The following is a 16,448-nucleotide window of genomic DNA, read 5'->3' as shown; positions in this document are numbered from 1 at the left end:
GTCTGCTGCGGCCCGCTTGAAGGGCGGTCCGTATTTCTCTACAACAGTCTGCCAAGGGCCATGCCGCCGAAGACGAGCAGCAGCCCCACGGCCGCCTGTCCCCCGATGTTCAGCGCGGCCATGGCGATCTGGCTGGCCTTTGCCAGCTGTGCCGACTCGAACATGAACGTCGAAAACGTGGTGAATGCGCCCAGAAAACCGGTAAGCACAAGCAGGCGCAGGTCCCCGCCGAGGCCGATGCGGCTTTCGAAGAACCCCCAGACCGCGCCGAAGAGCAGGCAGCCGACCATGTTCACGGCAAAGGTCCCTGCGGGGAAACCGGTCCCGGCCAGACGCTGGGCCAGCCCCGCAGCGTAATATCTGCAAATGGAGCCGGCGGCGCCACCCGCTGCAATGAGAAGTATCTTCTTCATCATGAGCGGTTTGTAGCACCGGCCCGGGAGAAAGCAAAGTGGCACTCGAAAAGGAACTCAAATACAGGGAAGCGGACCACGGCGCCGTGCGGGATCGCCTTCAGGCGGAAGGAGCCCTGCGGATCGGCAGGTGGTTTGAATCCAATATCGTCTTCGATACCCCCGGGCGCGATCTGAAGGCCGCAGGCAAGCTGCTCCGGCTGCGCCGCAAGGGAGACAGCGCGGTGCTGACCGTCAAGGTCCCTCCGGGAAAGGGGGAGTCGGATGTCGTGAAGGTGTTTGAAGAACACGAGACGCCGGTGGGCGACTTCGAGGCCATGCGTGACTGTCTGGAGGCTCTCGGATACCGTGTCGCCTTTGCCTACGAGAAGGTCCGGGAGAAGTGGCGTTTGGGTGGCTGTGCGGTCTGTCTCGACACCCTGCCTTTCGGCAACTTTGCCGAAGTTGAAGGGGATGAGGAAGGCATCGAAGCCTGCGCGAAGCGGATCGGGCTTGATGTCTGTGAGGCCTGCCTGCTGACGTATCACGCCCTCAATCTGGAAATGATTGAGCAAAAAGGTCTGCCGCTACAGGAGAGCTTCGTCTTTGACGAGGACGAGCGGGCGCGTCTTCTGGAAGAAACGGAAACTTGAGCAGATGCCCCTCGACATGCGGCGCGGGCGTATTTATATTGAAGCTGAAAAAGTTTGATACGGAGCGTTTACAATGGGCAGAAAGTACACCGGGGACGGATTCGAGTCGGAAGTGCTCGAACGGCACGAGGTGAAGGAGCCGTCCCGGTACAAGGTGCTCCTGCACAATGATGATTACACCACCATGGATTTCGTTGTGGAAATTCTGACGAAGGTGTTCCACAAAAGCGAGGCCGAGGCCACACGCATCATGCTGGCGGTCCACCACGAAGGAGTGGGTGTCTGCGGCTTGTACACGGCGGAAGTGGCCGAGACCAAGGTGGACATGGTTCACCGGCTCGCCCGTGGTGCGGGATTCCCGCTCAAATGCACCATGGAGAAGGAATAACGGCTATGACCATGCTGAGTAAGGCCTTAGAGAGCGCCCTGACGGGCGCGGTCAACGAAGTCAAGGAGAGGAATCACGAGTTCCTCACCCTGGAACATCTTTTGTTCGCCATCGCCAACGAGGAATCGGGCGTGGAAATACTCACGTCCTGCGGTGCGGACGTCACCGAACTGCGTGAGCAGCTCGGGGTGTTCTTCGACCAGAATATGGAGTCCCTGCCCGTGGAGGTGGAGACCGAGGTCGTGCAGACGCTCGGCGTGCGCCGCGTGCTCCAGCGCGCCGTGTGGCAGAAGAAGGCTGCCGGACGCGACGTGGTGGACGTGGGCGACGTGCTTGCGGCCATGTTTGACGAGGAGGACTCCTACGCGGTCTACTTCCTGAGGACGCACGACGTTTCTCGCCTCGAAGTGCTGGATTACATCTCGCACGGCGTCGACGAGGACCCCCGTCCGTGGTTCCCCGAGCGCGTGGGGGACCCCGCCGAAGAGGCCGAGCCAAAGGGTGATGAAAAGAAGGGCGCGCTGGAGGAGTTCGCGACCAATCTTTCCGAACGCGCCGCGCAGGGCCTCATAGACCCGCTCATAGGCAGACAGGCCGAGCTTGAGCGTACGGTTCAGGTGCTCTCCCGCCGTCGCAAGAACAACCCCATCTACGTGGGTGACCCCGGCGTGGGAAAGACCGCCATGGCCGAAGGACTGGCCCTGCACATCGTCGAAGGCAACGTCCCCAAGGAATTCCTCGGCGCAGAGGTCTGGGCGCTGGATATGGGTGCGCTGCTGGCGGGCACCAAGTATCGCGGCGATTTCGAGAAGCGGCTCAAGGCCGTGCTGGCAGAGCTGAAGCCGCGCAAGGACGCCATCCTGTTCGTGGACGAGATTCACACCATCGTGGGCGCCGGTTCCGTGAGCGGCGGCAGCATGGATGCCTCCAACATCCTCAAGCCGTTCCTCGCGTCTGGCGAAATCCGTTGCATCGGCTCCACCACCTACGAGGAATACAAGAATCATTTCGAGAAGGACCGCGCCCTGTCGCGCCGGTTCCAGAAGATCGAGCTGCCGGAGCCGTCGGTTGACGAGACCGTGGACATCCTCAAGGGGCTCAAGCCCCGCTATGAAGAGTACCACGGCGTGACCTACACCCTGCCGGTGCTCAAGGCCACGGCCGAGCTCTCCTCGCGTCACCTGACGGAGCGCCATCTGCCCGACAAGGCCATCGACGTGATGGACGAGGCGGGCGCGCTCTACAAGCTGGGCCGCACGAGGCGCAAGGGCGACAAGATCACCATCTCGGACATCGAGAAGATCATCGCGCGCATGGCCCGCATCCCGGCCCGCCGTCTCAGCGGCGACGACCGCACGCGCCTGAAGAACCTCGAGAGCGAACTCAAGGGCGTGGTCTTCGGGCAGGACAACGCCGTGGACCAGCTTTCCAAGTCCATAAAGCGAGCCCGCGCGGGCATGAAGCAGCCGGGACGGCCCGTGGGCAGCTTCCTGCTCACCGGTCCCACCGGCGTGGGCAAGACCGAATTGGCCCGCCAGCTGGCGGACAAGCTCGACGTCGGCTTCCTGCGCTTCGACATGTCCGAGTATATGGAAAAGCACGCCGTGGCGCGGCTCATTGGCGCGCCTCCGGGCTACGTTGGCTTCGATCAGGGTGGCCTGCTCACCGAGGGAATCCGCAAGCAGCCGCACTGCGTGGTGCTCTTCGACGAGATCGAAAAGGCGCACCCGGACGTGTTCAACATCCTGTTGCAGGTCATGGACTACGCCACGCTGACGGACAACAACGGCCGCAAGGCGGACTTCCGGCATGTGATCCTGCTCATGACCTCCAATGCGGGCGCGCGGGAAATGTCCAAGGGCGCCATCGGTTTTACCCGCAACGAGGACGACGACCGCAAGTCCGGCGCGCTCAAGGCCGTGGAGAAGCTCTTCACTCCCGAGTTCCGCAACCGTCTCGACTCCATCGTGCAGTTCGATTCGCTGGAAAACTGGGTCATGGAGCGCATCGTGGACAAGTTCATCGACGAACTGAACGGTCAGCTGGCCGAGCGGCGAGTTACCGTGGAACTGGCCCCTGCGGCGCGGACGCAGCTGGCGAAGCTCGGGCATGACCCGGCTTTCGGCGCGCGTCCCATGGGTCGCACCATTCAGCGCGAAATCAAGGACCCGCTGGCGGACGAACTGCTCTTCGGCAAACTCATGAAGGGCGGCATCGTGCAGGTCGATTTCGTCAACGACGAATTCACGTTCAGCTACTAGGGCGGACATGGTTGACAATTACAGGGTGGTGCGCCCGGAGCACCTGAATCATCACGGGTATCTCTTCGGGGGCATCGTCCTCAAATGGGTGGACGAGTTCGCGTGGCTGTTCTGCTCCCTCGACTACCGGGGGTGCACCATGGTCACCGTGGCCATGGACGAGGTGCAGTTTCGCGCGCGCATATCTTGCGGTGCCATCGTCCGCTTCAACGTGGAGCGTGAAAAGCAGGGGACCACTTCCGTGACCTACCGGGTTCGCGTCTACGGCGACGAGCCCGGCGGTACGGAGGAAAAGTTCATCTTCGAAACCAAGGTCGTGTTCGTGCGTCTGGATGAAAATGGCAGGAAGACGCCGCTGCCAGAGCCGGATGCGCACTCGCTGACCGTCGGAGGCTGACTTTGGCGATCTACCGGCTGTTCGAGGATCCAGTGTTTCCCGACCCGGACGAAGCGGAGCCGGACGGGTTGCTCGCCGTGGGCGGCGACCTGTCTGTGACGCGTCTGCTCACCGCCTACGCCAACGGCATTTTTCCCTGGTACGCCGAGGATTCGCCTATCCTGTGGTGGTCCACCAGTCCACGCCTGATACTCATCCCCTCCGAGCTTCATGTCCCTAAAAGCCTTCGTCGAACCCTGAATCGCGGCTGCTACACCTTCACTCTCGACCGCGACTTCCGCTCGGTCATAGCCGCCTGCGCGGAGACGCCGAGGCCCGATCAGGAAGGGACCTGGCTGGTTCCGGAGATGGTCGAGGCCTACACCCTCCTGCATGATCTGGGTTATGCGCACTCCGTGGAGGCGTGGTGCGGCGATGAATTGGTCGGAGGACTCTATGGCATCTCCATCGGCTCGGCCTTTTTCGGAGAGTCCATGTTCTTCCGTTGCCCGGATGCGTCCAAGGCCGCCTTTGTGACGCTGGTTCGTCAGCTGGAGCGGTGGGGATTCGACTTCGTGGACTGTCAGCAGACCACGGACCACCTGCTCCGCTTCGGCGCGCGGGAAGTGCCGCGATACCGCTTCCGCGAGATGCTCGACAAGGCGGTCCGCAAGCCCACGAGAGAAGGGCACTGGAACTTTTGCGAAGACGCTGCGGACGCTCCCTCCCGAAACTGAATCTACCCGTTCTTCAATGTGCAGCGCTGGCTGTAATAGGCTGCGCCGCCGCCCATGTCCGTGACATGATCCGCAATGACGGCGTTGGGATTCCTGCCGTGACGCATCCAGCCGCCCCGGCGCACGATGACGGCCTCGGGGTGGATGCCCTCCTCCACCTTCACCATCACACGCATGCTCCCGGCCGCTGTTTCCAGCAGGGCGGGGTCGTCCGTGTTCAGCCCCTTGCGCAACGGGTTCTCGGGCGAGATTCGTGCGGTCAGGAGTTCCGTCTGGTCTTCTTCCGGAATCTGTGAGTGGATGGCCTCGCGGCGTACCAGCGTCATGAGCGTCAGCGGATAGTTCGCGTCGCGTCCGCGTGCATCGGAGAGCGCCTCCGGCAACCGGTACAGGCCGTCTTCGTGGCCGAAACGGAGATCCTCAAAGGCAATCTGCGGCCAGTTGCTCCGTGCGAATCCTGTTTTGCGCAACTCATCAAGGTCGATGCCGGAGCCTTGGAGCGAGCTGCGAAGGCATGTTTCCGCATCGGGGAATGTGATTGGGGTGGTCAACCTTGAGCCCAGTTCGCGCAGGACTTCGAAGTCGGACCGGGCCTCGTCGCGCGGTTCCACCACCTTGGCGGAGTGGTTCACATAGTTGTGCAGGGCGGAGCCGAGGATATCCTCGCGCTCCATGGTCAGCGCGGGCGGCAGGATCAGGTCCGCTCGCATGGCGGTGTCGGTCATGAACGCCTCCACGCATACGGTAAAGGGGATGCGTTTAATGGCGCGGGCTGCTGCCACGGCGTCCGGCACCTGATTGGCGGGGTTGAAACCGTCTATCCAGCAGAAATCCACGGCAGGCTCGGCATTTTCCAGTTCACGAGCCAGTTGCGGCACGAGAAAGCTCCGCGTCGGGCCGTCATGGGGGCCGTCGGCCTTCCATTTGGTGAAGTTCCTGTTGGAGGAGATGTTGTAGTAGACGCCGTTGCCCCGTGAGGCGATATGTCCGGAGAGCACTGACAGCGCGTTGATGAACCGCACGGCCTCGCCCCCGTGCAGGTGCCGCTGCAGCCCCCAGCCGATGATGGAGGTCAGGGGAGCCTCGTCGGCATACCATTCCGCCAGCGTGCGCACCGCGTCTGGGGAAACGTCGCAGGCCCGGCAGAGCGTGGTGATGTCCTGCTCCCTGACCAGACGCGTAAACTCGGCTCCGTTGGCGCACCGGGCGAGCATGGCTTCACTGACCCGGTCTTCGCGAAGCAGCAGGGCCAGAACGGCGGCGGCCAGAAAACGATCCGTGCCGGGGCGGATGCGGATGACGGTATCGGAGAGAGAGGCTGTCTCGTCGCCGCCGATGGAAACCGTCAGGACCGAAGCGCCGTTTTTTCGAGCCTGCTTCACGAGTGCCGCGGTATGGATGGAGCTGCGATTGAAGTCCTTGCCCCAGTTCACGATGCGGCGGGCGTTGGGGATGTCGGACGGGTCGTTGTGGGCAAGCACTCCGAAGTCCGCTTCGCAGGCGGCGATGCCGGTGTCGTCGCAGAGAGAGCCGTGGGTGCGGGTCGCGCCGAATGCGTTGAAGAAGGCGACGCTGGCCATGCCGAGTACGCCGCGGTATCCGAACCCGCGCAGATGCAGCGCCTTTTTCGGATTATCCTGAATCGCGTTCAGTTTTTCCGCGCACAGCGCGAGCGCTTCATTCCAGCCCACGGGCTCGAAATGGCTGCCGCGGCGCAACAGCGGAGTGGTGATGCGATCTTCGGCCTCTATGCGCCGGAATATGCGCTGTCCTTTGGGACAGGCAAAGCCGCTGGTGAAGGGATGCTCGGGATTGCCGCGAATCTTTTGCGCGTCAGCGTCCACCAGCCACGAGCAGCTGTCCGGACAGTCGAAGGTGCATGCACTGTGTTTCATCCGCGGAGGATGTGGAATTTTCTCCGGGCGGTCAAGTGCGGTCTAGCAACCCCTGAGAACCCGTTCGGCGAGCGCGGGGTGGAATCCTGCCCGGCGGATTTTCCCGGCCGTGGTTTCCGTGTCGTAGGGCAGAAATCTGGTTTCAAGCTCGCCGGAGGCTGGGTCGTAGATGACATACTTCGCGTCCGGGCCGTTGCCGCGAGGCTGTCCCACGGCTCCAGCGTTGACAATGTGCCGCGCGTCGGCCGAGAGGGTCACGGTTCCGGCGCAGAGCTTGCGGCAGCAAGCCCTTTCTTTGCCGAGGGCGATGTGCCGCAATTCATGGGTATGACCCACGAAGCACACGCGCTCGGGAAAGGCGTGCCGCAAGTCGCCGTAGCGGTCCTTGTATTTCCATAGGTAGTCGCCCACCAGATCGGGGGGGGTGCCGTGTACGAAACGCATGTCGTCGAAGCTGAGGCTCTTGGGCCGTGTGATGAGCCACTGCACGGTCTCATCGTCGAGCAGTGCGCGGGTCTTGAGCAGCATGTCGCGGGCGATTGGGTTGAATCTCGACAGGTACATCTGGTTTATCAGCCCCTGCTCGTGGTTGCCCATGACCGTTTCGATGTTGCGTTCGCGCACGAGGTCGGCGCAGGCCTGTGGGTCGGGGCCGTAGCCCACGATGTCTCCGAGATTGACGATGTGTTCAATCCCGAGGCTGTCGATGTCGCCCAGCACGGTCCGGAAGGCCTCCAGATTGCCGTGAATGTCGGACATGACCGCTATGCGGCGTGATTTCTTCATTCGGCAACGATAGCTTCTCCGGACCGCGCGGGCAACACCTTACGGGGATTGGGACAAAAGTCCGGCCCGCTGTGCCAGTTCGAGGCACAGCTCGGCCTGATTGAACGGGTAGAGGTGGATTCCCGGCGCGCCGTTTGCCGCGAGGTCTCGAAGCTGCCGCGCGGCGTGGTTCAGTCCGAGTTCACGGACGGCCTCGTCGCCACCCTGTTCGTGGGCCTTCTCGATGGACGAGAGCAGGTCTCCGGGAATGGGGGTGCTGCAAAGCGTCATGAGCCGCCGGATCTGCCCGAGCGAGCGGATGGGGAGTACGCCGGGAATGATCGGTTTGGCGCAGCCCATGCCTTCCAGCCGTTCCACGAGATCGAAGTAGCGCCGGTTGTCGAAAAAGAGTTGGGTCACGCCGAACTCGGCGTTGTCGAGCTTGAATTTAAGCATCTCGACGTCGTGCTGCGCAGTCTCGGATTCCGGATGAATGTCCGGATACGCTGCAACGCCCACGGCCATTTCCGGGGCTTCCTGTCGTATGATTGTAACGAGGTCGGTGGCGTGTCGGAGCTCCTCTGGAGCGGCGTCCATCCCTTCGGGAAGATCGCCGCGAACCGCGAGGGCGTTGCGGATGCCCATGCCCTTGAGCGCCCGCACGGCCTCACGCGCGGATTCGGGAGTATGGTGCACGCAGGTGAGATGCGGCATGACCGTGAAGCCGAGGATGTCGGAGAGCTTCGCGGCGGTTTCGAGGGTTCCGGTGGCGCCGCCGCCTCCGGCACCGCAGGTGACTGCCGCAAAGAGCGGCTGGAGGGTTTTGAGCTTCTCGGCGGACTCCAGCAGCTTCGGCATGAGTTCCGGCCTGCGCGGGGGAAAAAATTCCAGTGAAATGAACGGGCCGTCGGTGCGGCACGAGTTCCGGCAGGCTTCGTGAATAAGCATGGCTCCTCCGAAAGTGTATGCTTAAATGTTTATATTGAGATATCTTGATTTAATCATTTATATGCGTGTGCACAGAAAGTCAAGCCTGTACGGAAGGAGGAAGAGAAAGGCATTTGAAGAAGCCGTGATCCTCTGGCGGGCCGGATGCTTGCGAACAGAGGCAAATCCCGGTAGGGATACAGTGGGAGGCGGGGTTTCGAATAGTGAATGAAGCTCCGGTGTTGCGGTCATGCCAAAGCTGAAGACTCTGCTGATTCATCCAGACGCGCAGGTGCGGGCCGAACTTCGGTCGCAGTTGGCCGAGGTGTCTTTCCTGCAAGTGGTGGGAGAGGCAGTCGAGGCGTTCGAGGCGCTTGAGCTGCTGGATGCCATTCCTTACGGAGCGTTCTTTCTCGGTACCGACCTGCCCGGCAGGGCCGACGGCATCGAACTGGCGCAGATGCTGGCCGGGCGTAAGAACCGGCCCGCCCTTATTTTCATTTCCGAATCCGAGCAGCAGGCCTACGCCGCCTTCGAGCTCGGGGCCACGGATTATCTGCTCTGGCCCCCAGCCAGCGGACGCCTCGCCCGGACCATCGACCGGCTGTCCGATTTCAAGACCAAGTACCGGGAAGTGCCGGAGCCGGAGCACTGGGAGGACTCCCCGGATGACGGCAACGCCGCTGACGAGGCCACGGTTCAGCTCCCTCTCGGTGAGGACGAGCAGGACCATTTTCTCGCCGCGCTCAGGCAGGCATGGGACGAGTCCCAGAGTCGCGGGCCGGAACTGGAGAAGCTGGCGGTCAATCAGGACGGCCGGGTCATACTCATTCCCTATTCGCAGATAATCTTCATCGAGGCGTACGAGGACTATTCCTACGTGCACACCGCCAATCAGAAACTTCTCACGAACTACCGCCTCAAGCATCTCGAAGACCGGTTGAAACCGTTCGGCTTTTTCCGGGTGCACCGCAAATATCTGGTGAATCTGGATACGGTCACCGAGATAGCCAGTATGCCGGGCAGCAACTTCATGCTGCGGACCACCGGGCGCACACGCATCGAGCTGCCCATAAGCCGCAGGCGCATAGCCGAACTCAAGCAGATTCTGGGGCTTTGACCGTTCATCCGGTCCGGGCATCCGCTCACCGAATAGGGCGGGTGTTGGCGGCCCGGTTGTGTTGAAACAGACTCGCGGACCACCTGAGGCCGCGCGAGGAGGAAATATGGATCGTTTCGAAACCCTCGACAGCCTGTTGCAGGAAGAGCGCGTCTTTCGTCCCCTGCCGCAGCTCGTGATCGAGGCCAACGTCAATCCGCAGGAGCTGGGGGCCGCGCGTCGCCAGTCCGAGTACGATCCGTTGGGATACTGGGAAGAGGCGGCGGACGAGCTCGACTGGTTCAAGCGCTGGGACCGCGTGCTGGACGATTCCAGAAAGCCGTTCTACCGCTGGTTTCCCGGAGCGCGCTGCAACATCGTCTACAACTGCCTCGACCGTCACATCGAGACCGCCAACAAGAACAAGCTGGCGCTCATCTGGGAAGGCGAGCCGGGCGATTCGAGGAAATATACCTATTTTGAGCTCTACCGCGAGGTGAACCGCTTCGCCAACGCCCTGCGCACCCTCGGCGTGCAGAAGGGCGACCGCGTGGTGGTCTACATGCCGCCGCTGCCGGAGACCGTGGTGGCCATGCTTGCCGCCGCCAAGATCGGCGCGGTGCATTCCGTTGTCTTCGCCGGATTCTCGGCCAAGGCCCTGCGCCAGCGCATCAACGACGCGCAGGCCAAGGCGGTCATCACCGCCGACGGCTTCTATCGCAACGGGCAGGTGCTGCGCCTCAAGGATACCGTGGACGAGGCTCTCGTGGGCGCCTGCGCCGACTGCGTGGAATCCATGGTGGTGGTGCGACGCACCAAGGTCGGCGTGGACATGGTGGACGGCCGTGACTTCTGGTACGAGGACCTTGTCCGCCAGGAGCGCAACACCGCGCCCACCGAGGTCATGGAGTCGCACGAGCCGCTTTTCCTCATGTACACCTCCGGCACTACGGGCAAGCCCAAGGGTATCGTGCACTGCCACGGCGGCTATATGGTGGGCGTTCATCGCACCCTGACCACCGTCTTCGACGTAAAGCCCACGGACATCTTCTGGTGCACTGCGGACCCCGGCTGGGTCACGGGCCACAGCGCCGTTGTCTACGGGCCTCTTCTGGCTGGGACCACCACCGTCATCTACGAGGGGCATCCGAACTATCCGCAGGCCGATCGGCTCTGGAACATCGTGGCCAAGTACGGCATCAGCATTTTCTACACCGTGCCCACGGTCATCAGAATGCTCATGCGGTTCGGGGTGCAGCACACCAAGCGGCACGACCTGTCGAGCCTGCGCCTGCTCGGATCGGTGGGCGAGCCCATCAGCCCCGAGGCGTGGACATGGCTCTACAAGAACATCGGCCGAAGCGAATGTCCTGTCATCGACACCTGGTGGCAGACTGAGACCGGCATGTTCATGATCAGCCCGCTGCCTATCTCGCTGCTCAAGCCCGGATCGGTGACCAAGCCCTTGCCGGGCGTGAAGGCGGACGTCGTGGACCGAGAGGGAAATTCCGTGGAGGCGGGCAAGGGCGGCCTGCTGGTGATTCGCGAGCCGTGGCCCGCCATGATGACCGGGCTGTGGAACGACGAGGACCGCTACCGCGAATACTTCGAAAAGGTCCCCGGATGCTACTTTGCGGGGGATGTGGCGCGGCGCGATGAGGACGGCTACATCTGGATTCAGGGCCGAGCGGACGACGTGATCAACATCGCGGGCCACCGTGTGGGCTCCGCCGAACTGGAGGCCGCATTCGGGGCGCATCGCGATGTGACCGAAGCAGCCGTCATCGGCGTGCCGGACACCATCAAGGGCGAGGCCGCCAAGGCATTCGTCGTGGTGCGATCCGGCGCGGAGGAAGACGACGAGCTCATCAAGGACCTCAAGCGGCACATCCGCAATGAACTCGGTCCGGTGGCTGTGCTCAAGTCCATAGAATTCCGCAGGAAGCTGCCCAAGACACGGTCCGGAAAGATCATGCGCCGAGTGCTCAAGGCCGAGGAAACAGGCACCGAGATAGGCGACCTCACCGGAATGGAAGACGATTCCTGATCAAAACGAAAGCCCCGATCCGCAACGGACCGGGGCTTTTCTGCGCTTTCACGAAACCGCTATTTCGTGAATCGCCGACGCACATACCGGAACAGCTCCGGCTTTCGATCATACTGATGCACGATGGCCGCAGGCTTTCCGGAAGCATTGAGCACCATCCCAGCCTCGTCACGCTCCGGTTCACCGGGGTGATAGCCCAACGTGAGAATCGGCCCGGAGTTGTCGTGAAAAGTCGTTCTTGAATCGAAATCCTTTCTGATCAATATGTTATGAATTGCCTGATCGAATCCCGCCATGTTGTTTCCGGGGGTGAATCCCGCCGAGCGTTCGATCATGGCGTCGAGGTATTCCAACATGGTGTCCTGATCGGCGACTGTGGTGCCGGAGCAGGAAATGGGTTCATCTCGCAGGAAGTCCAGCGCCTGCGGGCCGAGGTGACTTTTCACCCAGTGACTGTTGTGCGGGCACTGTCCGATGGTCATGTCGGCTCCTTCAAACGTTGCGTTGATGCCATGAGGCCATGCAATGCCAAAGGGGTCGGTCTGAAACAGAACGTCCCGGACATCGGTGAGCAGGATTCGTTTGAAGGATAGGTCGCTGGCGCGCAGATAATCCCGGTAAAGCCGGTAGCGGTAGCCGTTGTAGGGGATGGTCGCGAACTCTGCGGGGCGTTCGAAGGGGATGACTTCCGCGCCAAGCTCCCGGAGCCGGTCCGTATGCCGTGTGGTGGGGCTGGTAAAAAGCACAAGTCGCGAAGCTGGCGCGGCTTCCTTCCACGAGAGGACAAAGGGTGCCAGATCGCCGAAGTGGTAGCCTGCGGCGAGACCCAGAATCAGATTGTTCGGTATGGGCATGTTCGGGCTGTCATGGGAAAGGGGCGGTCCTGTCGGACCGCCCCCCTGATGGTCGTTATTCTTCCCAGCCGTAGGTTCGTTCCACGGCCTTTTGCCAGCCCGCGTAGCCGTTGGCCCGGGCTTCGGGGTCCATGTTGGGCTTCCAGGTCTTGTCTTCGGCCCAGTTCTCGCGCAGCTCGTGGAAACTGTCCCAGAATCCGACCGCAACGCCCGCAGCGTAGGCCGCGCCCAGGCAGGTGGTCTCCGCCACCTTGGGCCGGGTCACGGGCACGTCGAGCACGTCGGCCTGAAACTGCATGAGCAGATCATTCTGCACCATGCCGCCGTCCACTTTGAGGGCCTTGAGGTCCACGCCGGAGTCCTTGTTCATGGCTTCGACGATGTCTTTGGTCTGGTAGGCGTTGGCCTCCAGCACGGCGCGGGCGATATGGTGTTTGTTGGCGTATCGGGTCAGCCCCACCATGACGCCGCGCGCGTCGGGTCGCCAGTAGGGGGCGAACAGGCCCTGAAACGCCGGAACGATGTACACGCCGCCGCTGTCCTCCACTTGGGAGGCCAGCTCCTCCACCTCGGGCGCGTCGTCGATCATGCCTAGGTTGTCGCGCAGCCACTGTACCAGCGCGCCGGCGATGGCGATGGAGCCTTCGAGGCAGTAGACGGGCTTGCGGTCACTACGCTGATAAGCCACGGTGGTGATCAGGCCGTTCTTGGAAATGACGGGCTCGTGGCCGGTGTTGAGCAGCAGGAAGCAGCCGGTGCCGTAGGTGTTCTTGGCCTCGCCGATCTCGAAGCAGGTCTGCCCCACGAGCGCGGCCTGCTGGTCGCCGAGAGCGCCGCAGACCGGAACGCGGGCCTTGAGAGGGCCGTCCTCCATGGTGGGGCCCCATGTGTCGGCGTCGGAAGATGGTACGATGCGCGGCAGGCAGCCCATGGGAATGCCCAGAAGGTCGAGGATTTCCTGATCCCATTTCAGGGTTTTGAGGTCCATGAGCATGGTGCGGCTGGCGTTGGTTACGTCGGTGACGTGCGCGCCGCCCTTGGGGCCGCCGGTGAGCCACCAGATGACCCACGTCTCCATGGTGCCGACCATGGCGGTCCCGGCTTCCAGAGCCTTTTTCGCTTCAGGGACGTTGTCCATGATCCACTTGATTTTGGGGCCGCTGAAATAGGTCGCGATGGGCAGACCGGTCTTTTCGCGGAAGCGGTCCTGACCGCCGTCCTTCATGAGCTCCTTGCAGATTTCATGGGTGCGGGTGCACTGCCAGACGATGGCGTTGTAGTAGGGCTTGCCCGTGTTGGCGTCCCAGACCACCACTGTCTCGCGCTGGTTGGTGATGCCGATGGAGGCGAGGTCGGTGCCCTTGATCCCGGCTTTGGCGAGGGCGCCCTTTATCACGTCCTGCGTGTTGCGCCAGATCTCCATGGGGTCATGTTCGACCCAGCCCGGCTTGGGAAATATCTGCTCGTGTTCCTTCTGGTCCAGAGCGACGATGCGGCCGCGCTTGTCGAAAATGATGAATCGGCTGCTGGTAGTCCCCTGGTCCACGGCTCCGACATACTGTGCCATGGTTCCTCCTTGGTTCGTCCTGAAGTGAATGTACCGTATCCGTCAGCGGGCGACCCCGCGTCATTTCGATCAGTCCTTGCGCCCCATAGCCCTGAGCGCCAGCGAAGCCACCGTCTCGGCGGCAGGCAGGTCCTCGTCGCCGGTCAGGCCTTCGAACTGCATCTGGCAATAGGTGCAGGCCGTTGCCACGGTTTCGGCTCCCGCTCCTGCCGCGCCCCGCAGCTTGCCCAACCCGATGGAGTCGGCCATGGCGTCGTTGCGGTCGCGCATGAAGTGTCCGCAACACTCAACGCGCAGCTGCCACGGGACAGGGTCGGCCCCCAGCGCCCTGAGGACTCGCTCGAAAACCGTCGGCGCCAGCGGATCGTCGAAATCCGTGGCTTCGGAGGGTCTCAAGGCGTGACAGCCGTAGCTGGCCGCCACCGGGCTGCCGCCGAGGCCGTTGCCCGCAAGCTCCCTGAGCCGGTCGAGTTTTCGGTCCATGACGGTGAGCAGGTGGAGCACTCTCGGGATTTCGGTGAAGGAAAGTCCTTCCGACTGGAGGTGTGCATCAACCGTCGTGCGCAATTCCGGCAGTGTCTGAAGCTTGTGCGCCATGACCTTGAGGTTGCCGTAACAGCATTTGCACGGGGTGACGATGTCCAGCCCCGCTGCGTGGGCAAGGGCAAAGTTGCGCGCAGCAGCCAGCGCGGATGTGCGGAGGCTCTCCTGCCTGAGCGGCCAGCCGCAGCAGTTGAATTCCATGGAGGAGGGCTGCAGCCCGAGCGCAGCGCATACGTCCAGAGCGTCCCGGCCGTACTGCGGTTGATGGTATGATATCTTGCATCCCGGAAACCAGGCGAATTGCATCAGTCCTCTCCTTCTCGGAGCCGTGCGTTGGCGATGTTGCGAAGCTCAAACAGCACGTCCGCAACCGGGACGCCCTGCGGACAGTGTTCCTGACACTTGTAGCAGGTGACGCAGTTCCACGTCATTCCCGCGCCCAGCGCGTGGTCCACCAGCCCCATGCGCAGCAGGTTCATGACCTGCTGGGGCGTGAAATCCAGTTCGCGGGCGGGGTTGGCGCTTGCGTTGACCACGGTGCAGACACTGGTGCACGTGGTGCACTGAACGCATCCGAGATACGACTCCTTGCGCGCCACGAGCTTCTCGGACCGGGCGCGTTCGGCTTTTGATTCGGCCAGTCCGCGGAGGGCGGTCATGCGTTGCGAGGGAGACTTGCCGGGCATGTAGTATTGCGGTCCGGCCAGTTTTTCCTCCTTCAGGCGCTCGAGCGAGGAAAGCCAGAGGTCCTGCAGGTCGATGCCGGAGGGGCATACGTCGGTGCATCGCCCGCACTGGGAGCAGATGCGGCTGCCGGAGCCGAAGTCGTCGAGTCGTTTGCCGGTGAGGCGGCCGGAGGCGTATGCTCCCAGGTCCGCGAGTTTCTCCGAAGGGAGCACCGGCCTGATGCCGAGCACGTCGTAGGCCGGGGCCACGCTGCACCGCAGGGAGCACTCCCCGCAGTGGGTGCAGGCGGCAAGCCCTTCCTGACGCGCGGCTTCCATCTCGCCGGCAGCGCGTTTGCGGTCTGCTTCGGAACCGCTCCTGCCGCGACGTCTGAGCAGGTTCAGCGGCGTGGTCACCACGTGGGCGAACTTGCCGATGGGCAGCAGCAGTATCCCCGCGAGAATGAACAAGCCGTGAAGCGTTCCGAGCGCTGCGGCCGCGTCGACGCGTTCCAGCGCCGGTGCGGCCGGCGACAGCGCCTTCGCCACCGCCGACGACATGAAGGCCGAAGACGCGGGGGCGTGACAGCTGGAGCAGGAGTCCGCATTGAGTTCGCGGCCCAGCTCCAGCGTTTCCGGCGACGTGTCGGGTCGCCGGGGGAAGACCACGTCGTAATCGACGGTCCAGACAGCCTTGAGGGCGGCGAGTTCTTCTTCCCCGCCGTAAAAGTATTCGTCGGTCATGCGCTCGAACGCTGCGGGAGAGACGGACTTCGCAGCCTGCCAGAACACGCCGGAAAGCCCGATGCCCGCCACGACGATCAGCAGGGCCCAGTCCATGGGGCGGGTGATGCGTCTGAGACGCGGCATGAAAAGCCTGCGCCAGATGACCATCAGCAGCCCGAGGCAGAGCATGAAGCCGAAGACATCTCTCAGAAAATAGAACGGATCGAGCGTGGCCTCGTAGTACAGGTCGAAAAGGTTCGCGGTCCACGGGCCGAAGGCGTGAACAACCAGCAGCCCCACGAATCCCGCGTGTATCAGGGCCGCCGTTATCCAGCGCCACGGACCGCCGCCGAAGGAGCGGCGCAGCGTCAGGATGTCGAACCAGCCCTTGGGTGAGAGCAGCGTTGCCGCGATGCCGGGAAGGGCGGAAAGCCGTTCCTTGAGTCCGGTCACGCCGTCGAGCCGGGAGCGCATGGCGCGGGCTGCGCGGAAGGCGAGGCCGAGCACCGCCAGGGCGAGAACGGGAAGGAGGGCGGCGTAGAACAGGTCCATG

The 16,448-nt window shown here is 62.8% G+C and carries 15 protein-coding genes; 7 read left to right on the top strand and 8 right to left on the bottom strand.

Annotation, left to right across the window (positions count from 1 at the left end):
- Positions 1-38: 38 nt before the first annotated feature.
- On the bottom strand, positions 39-413 hold the full coding sequence (gene crcB / locus BR24_RS13750; protein WP_496542054.1) for a fluoride efflux transporter CrcB: 375 nt from the start codon (positions 411-413) through the stop codon (positions 39-41).
- Positions 414-451: 38 nt separating this feature from the next.
- Here crcB and BR24_RS13745 point away from each other — a divergent pair, with 38 nt between their 5' ends.
- The 5 genes from BR24_RS13745 (at position 452) to aat (ending at position 4,807) form a co-directional block, all read left to right on the top strand.
- Positions 452-1,045 (top strand): class IV adenylate cyclase, encoded by a 594-nt coding sequence (locus BR24_RS13745; RefSeq protein WP_496542053.1) that lies wholly within the window; start codon positions 452-454, stop codon positions 1,043-1,045.
- Between the two features lie 73 nt (positions 1,046-1,118).
- The gene (gene clpS / locus BR24_RS13740; RefSeq protein WP_496542052.1) at positions 1,119-1,433 is read left to right on the top strand and encodes an ATP-dependent Clp protease adapter ClpS; all 315 of its coding nucleotides are present in this window, start codon (positions 1,119-1,121) and stop codon (positions 1,431-1,433) included.
- A 5-nt stretch (positions 1,434-1,438) separates the two neighbouring features.
- A complete protein-coding gene (gene clpA, locus BR24_RS13735; RefSeq protein WP_496542051.1) occupies positions 1,439-3,694 on the top strand; it encodes an ATP-dependent Clp protease ATP-binding subunit ClpA in 2,256 nt (751 codons plus the stop codon).
- Positions 3,695-3,701: 7 nt separating this feature from the next.
- Positions 3,702-4,091: an acyl-CoA thioesterase gene (locus tag BR24_RS13730; protein ID WP_496542050.1), complete on the top strand. Its 390-nt coding sequence runs from the start codon at positions 3,702-3,704 to the stop codon at positions 4,089-4,091.
- Positions 4,092-4,093: 2 nt separating this feature from the next.
- The gene (aat, locus tag BR24_RS13725) at positions 4,094-4,807 is read left to right on the top strand and encodes a leucyl/phenylalanyl-tRNA--protein transferase (protein ID WP_496542049.1); all 714 of its coding nucleotides are present in this window, start codon (positions 4,094-4,096) and stop codon (positions 4,805-4,807) included.
- Between the two features lie 2 nt (positions 4,808-4,809).
- On the opposite strand, the gene BR24_RS13720 is transcribed toward aat, so the two are convergent.
- The 3 genes from BR24_RS13720 to BR24_RS13710 are packed head-to-tail and all read right to left on the bottom strand — an operon-like array spanning position 4,810 to position 8,415.
- Complete coding sequence (locus BR24_RS13720) at positions 4,810-6,702, bottom strand: molybdopterin-dependent oxidoreductase (RefSeq protein ID WP_496542048.1); 1,893 nt, start codon at positions 6,700-6,702, stop codon at positions 4,810-4,812.
- 42 nt (positions 6,703-6,744) lie between these two features.
- The gene (locus BR24_RS13715) at positions 6,745-7,488 is read right to left on the bottom strand and encodes a metallophosphoesterase family protein (RefSeq protein ID WP_496542047.1); all 744 of its coding nucleotides are present in this window, start codon (positions 7,486-7,488) and stop codon (positions 6,745-6,747) included.
- A gap of 39 nt (positions 7,489-7,527) precedes the next feature.
- Positions 7,528-8,415 carry a methylenetetrahydrofolate reductase gene (locus tag BR24_RS13710; protein ID WP_496542046.1) on the bottom strand — a complete coding sequence of 296 codons (888 nt, stop codon included), beginning with the start codon at positions 8,413-8,415 and terminating at the stop codon, positions 7,528-7,530.
- Between the two features lie 229 nt (positions 8,416-8,644).
- Between BR24_RS13710 and BR24_RS13705 the strand changes: the two genes are divergently transcribed.
- Both BR24_RS13705 and acs read left to right on the top strand, forming a co-directional pair.
- Entirely contained in the window at positions 8,645-9,514 is an 870-nt protein-coding gene (locus BR24_RS13705; RefSeq protein ID WP_496542045.1) for a LytR/AlgR family response regulator transcription factor, read from the top strand.
- A gap of 106 nt (positions 9,515-9,620) precedes the next feature.
- Positions 9,621-11,540, top strand: a complete 1,920-nt coding sequence (acs, locus tag BR24_RS13700) for an acetate--CoA ligase (RefSeq protein WP_496542044.1) — start codon at positions 9,621-9,623, stop codon at positions 11,538-11,540.
- Positions 11,541-11,599: 59 nt separating this feature from the next.
- On the opposite strand, the gene BR24_RS13695 is transcribed toward acs, so the two are convergent.
- The 4 genes from BR24_RS13695 to BR24_RS13680 all read right to left on the bottom strand — a co-directional run bounded on the left by BR24_RS13695 (position 11,600) and on the right by BR24_RS13680 (position 16,447).
- Complete coding sequence (locus BR24_RS13695) at positions 11,600-12,394, bottom strand: hypothetical protein (protein ID WP_496542043.1); 795 nt, start codon at positions 12,392-12,394, stop codon at positions 11,600-11,602.
- A gap of 55 nt (positions 12,395-12,449) precedes the next feature.
- Complete coding sequence (gene glpK / locus BR24_RS13690) at positions 12,450-13,961, bottom strand: glycerol kinase GlpK (RefSeq protein ID WP_496542042.1); 1,512 nt, start codon at positions 13,959-13,961, stop codon at positions 12,450-12,452.
- 69 nt (positions 13,962-14,030) lie between these two features.
- Complete coding sequence (locus BR24_RS13685; RefSeq protein ID WP_496542041.1) at positions 14,031-14,810, bottom strand: heterodisulfide reductase-related iron-sulfur binding cluster; 780 nt, start codon at positions 14,808-14,810, stop codon at positions 14,031-14,033.
- Positions 14,810-16,447, bottom strand: a complete 1,638-nt coding sequence (locus tag BR24_RS13680) for a 4Fe-4S dicluster domain-containing protein (RefSeq protein ID WP_496542040.1) — start codon at positions 16,445-16,447, stop codon at positions 14,810-14,812. Before BR24_RS13680 ends, BR24_RS13685 begins: the two co-directional genes overlap by 1 nt.
- Position 16,448: the final 1 nt, after the last annotated feature.

The sequence above is a fragment of the Pseudodesulfovibrio halophilus DSM 5663 genome (assembly GCF_059568665.1).
The sequence above is the reverse complement of the archived record's forward strand: the minus strand, read 5'-3'. Positions and strand labels throughout refer to the sequence as shown.

Coding starts and splice junctions, on each gene's coding strand:
- BR24_RS13715 (WP_496542047.1), bottom strand. CDS start 7,488: ATGAAGAAATCACGCCGCATAGCGGTCATGTCCGACATTCACGGCAAT.
- clpA (WP_496542051.1), top strand. CDS start 1,439: ATGACCATGCTGAGTAAGGCCTTAGAGAGCGCCCTGACGGGCGCGGTC.
- clpS (WP_496542052.1), top strand. CDS start 1,119: ATGGGCAGAAAGTACACCGGGGACGGATTCGAGTCGGAAGTGCTCGAA.
- glpK (WP_496542042.1), bottom strand. CDS start 13,961: ATGGCACAGTATGTCGGAGCCGTGGACCAGGGGACTACCAGCAGCCGA.
- BR24_RS13710 (WP_496542046.1), bottom strand. CDS start 8,415: ATGCTTATTCACGAAGCCTGCCGGAACTCGTGCCGCACCGACGGCCCG.
- acs (WP_496542044.1), top strand. CDS start 9,621: ATGGATCGTTTCGAAACCCTCGACAGCCTGTTGCAGGAAGAGCGCGTC.
- BR24_RS13685 (WP_496542041.1), bottom strand. CDS start 14,810: ATGCAATTCGCCTGGTTTCCGGGATGCAAGATATCATACCATCAACCG.
- BR24_RS13705 (WP_496542045.1), top strand. CDS start 8,645: ATGCCAAAGCTGAAGACTCTGCTGATTCATCCAGACGCGCAGGTGCGG.
- crcB (WP_496542054.1), bottom strand. CDS start 413: ATGAAGAAGATACTTCTCATTGCAGCGGGTGGCGCCGCCGGCTCCATT.
- BR24_RS13720 (WP_496542048.1), bottom strand. CDS start 6,702: ATGAAACACAGTGCATGCACCTTCGACTGTCCGGACAGCTGCTCGTGG.
- BR24_RS13695 (WP_496542043.1), bottom strand. CDS start 12,394: ATGCCCATACCGAACAATCTGATTCTGGGTCTCGCCGCAGGCTACCAC.
- BR24_RS13680 (WP_496542040.1), bottom strand. CDS start 16,447: ATGGACCTGTTCTACGCCGCCCTCCTTCCCGTTCTCGCCCTGGCGGTG.
- BR24_RS13730 (WP_496542050.1), top strand. CDS start 3,702: ATGGTTGACAATTACAGGGTGGTGCGCCCGGAGCACCTGAATCATCAC.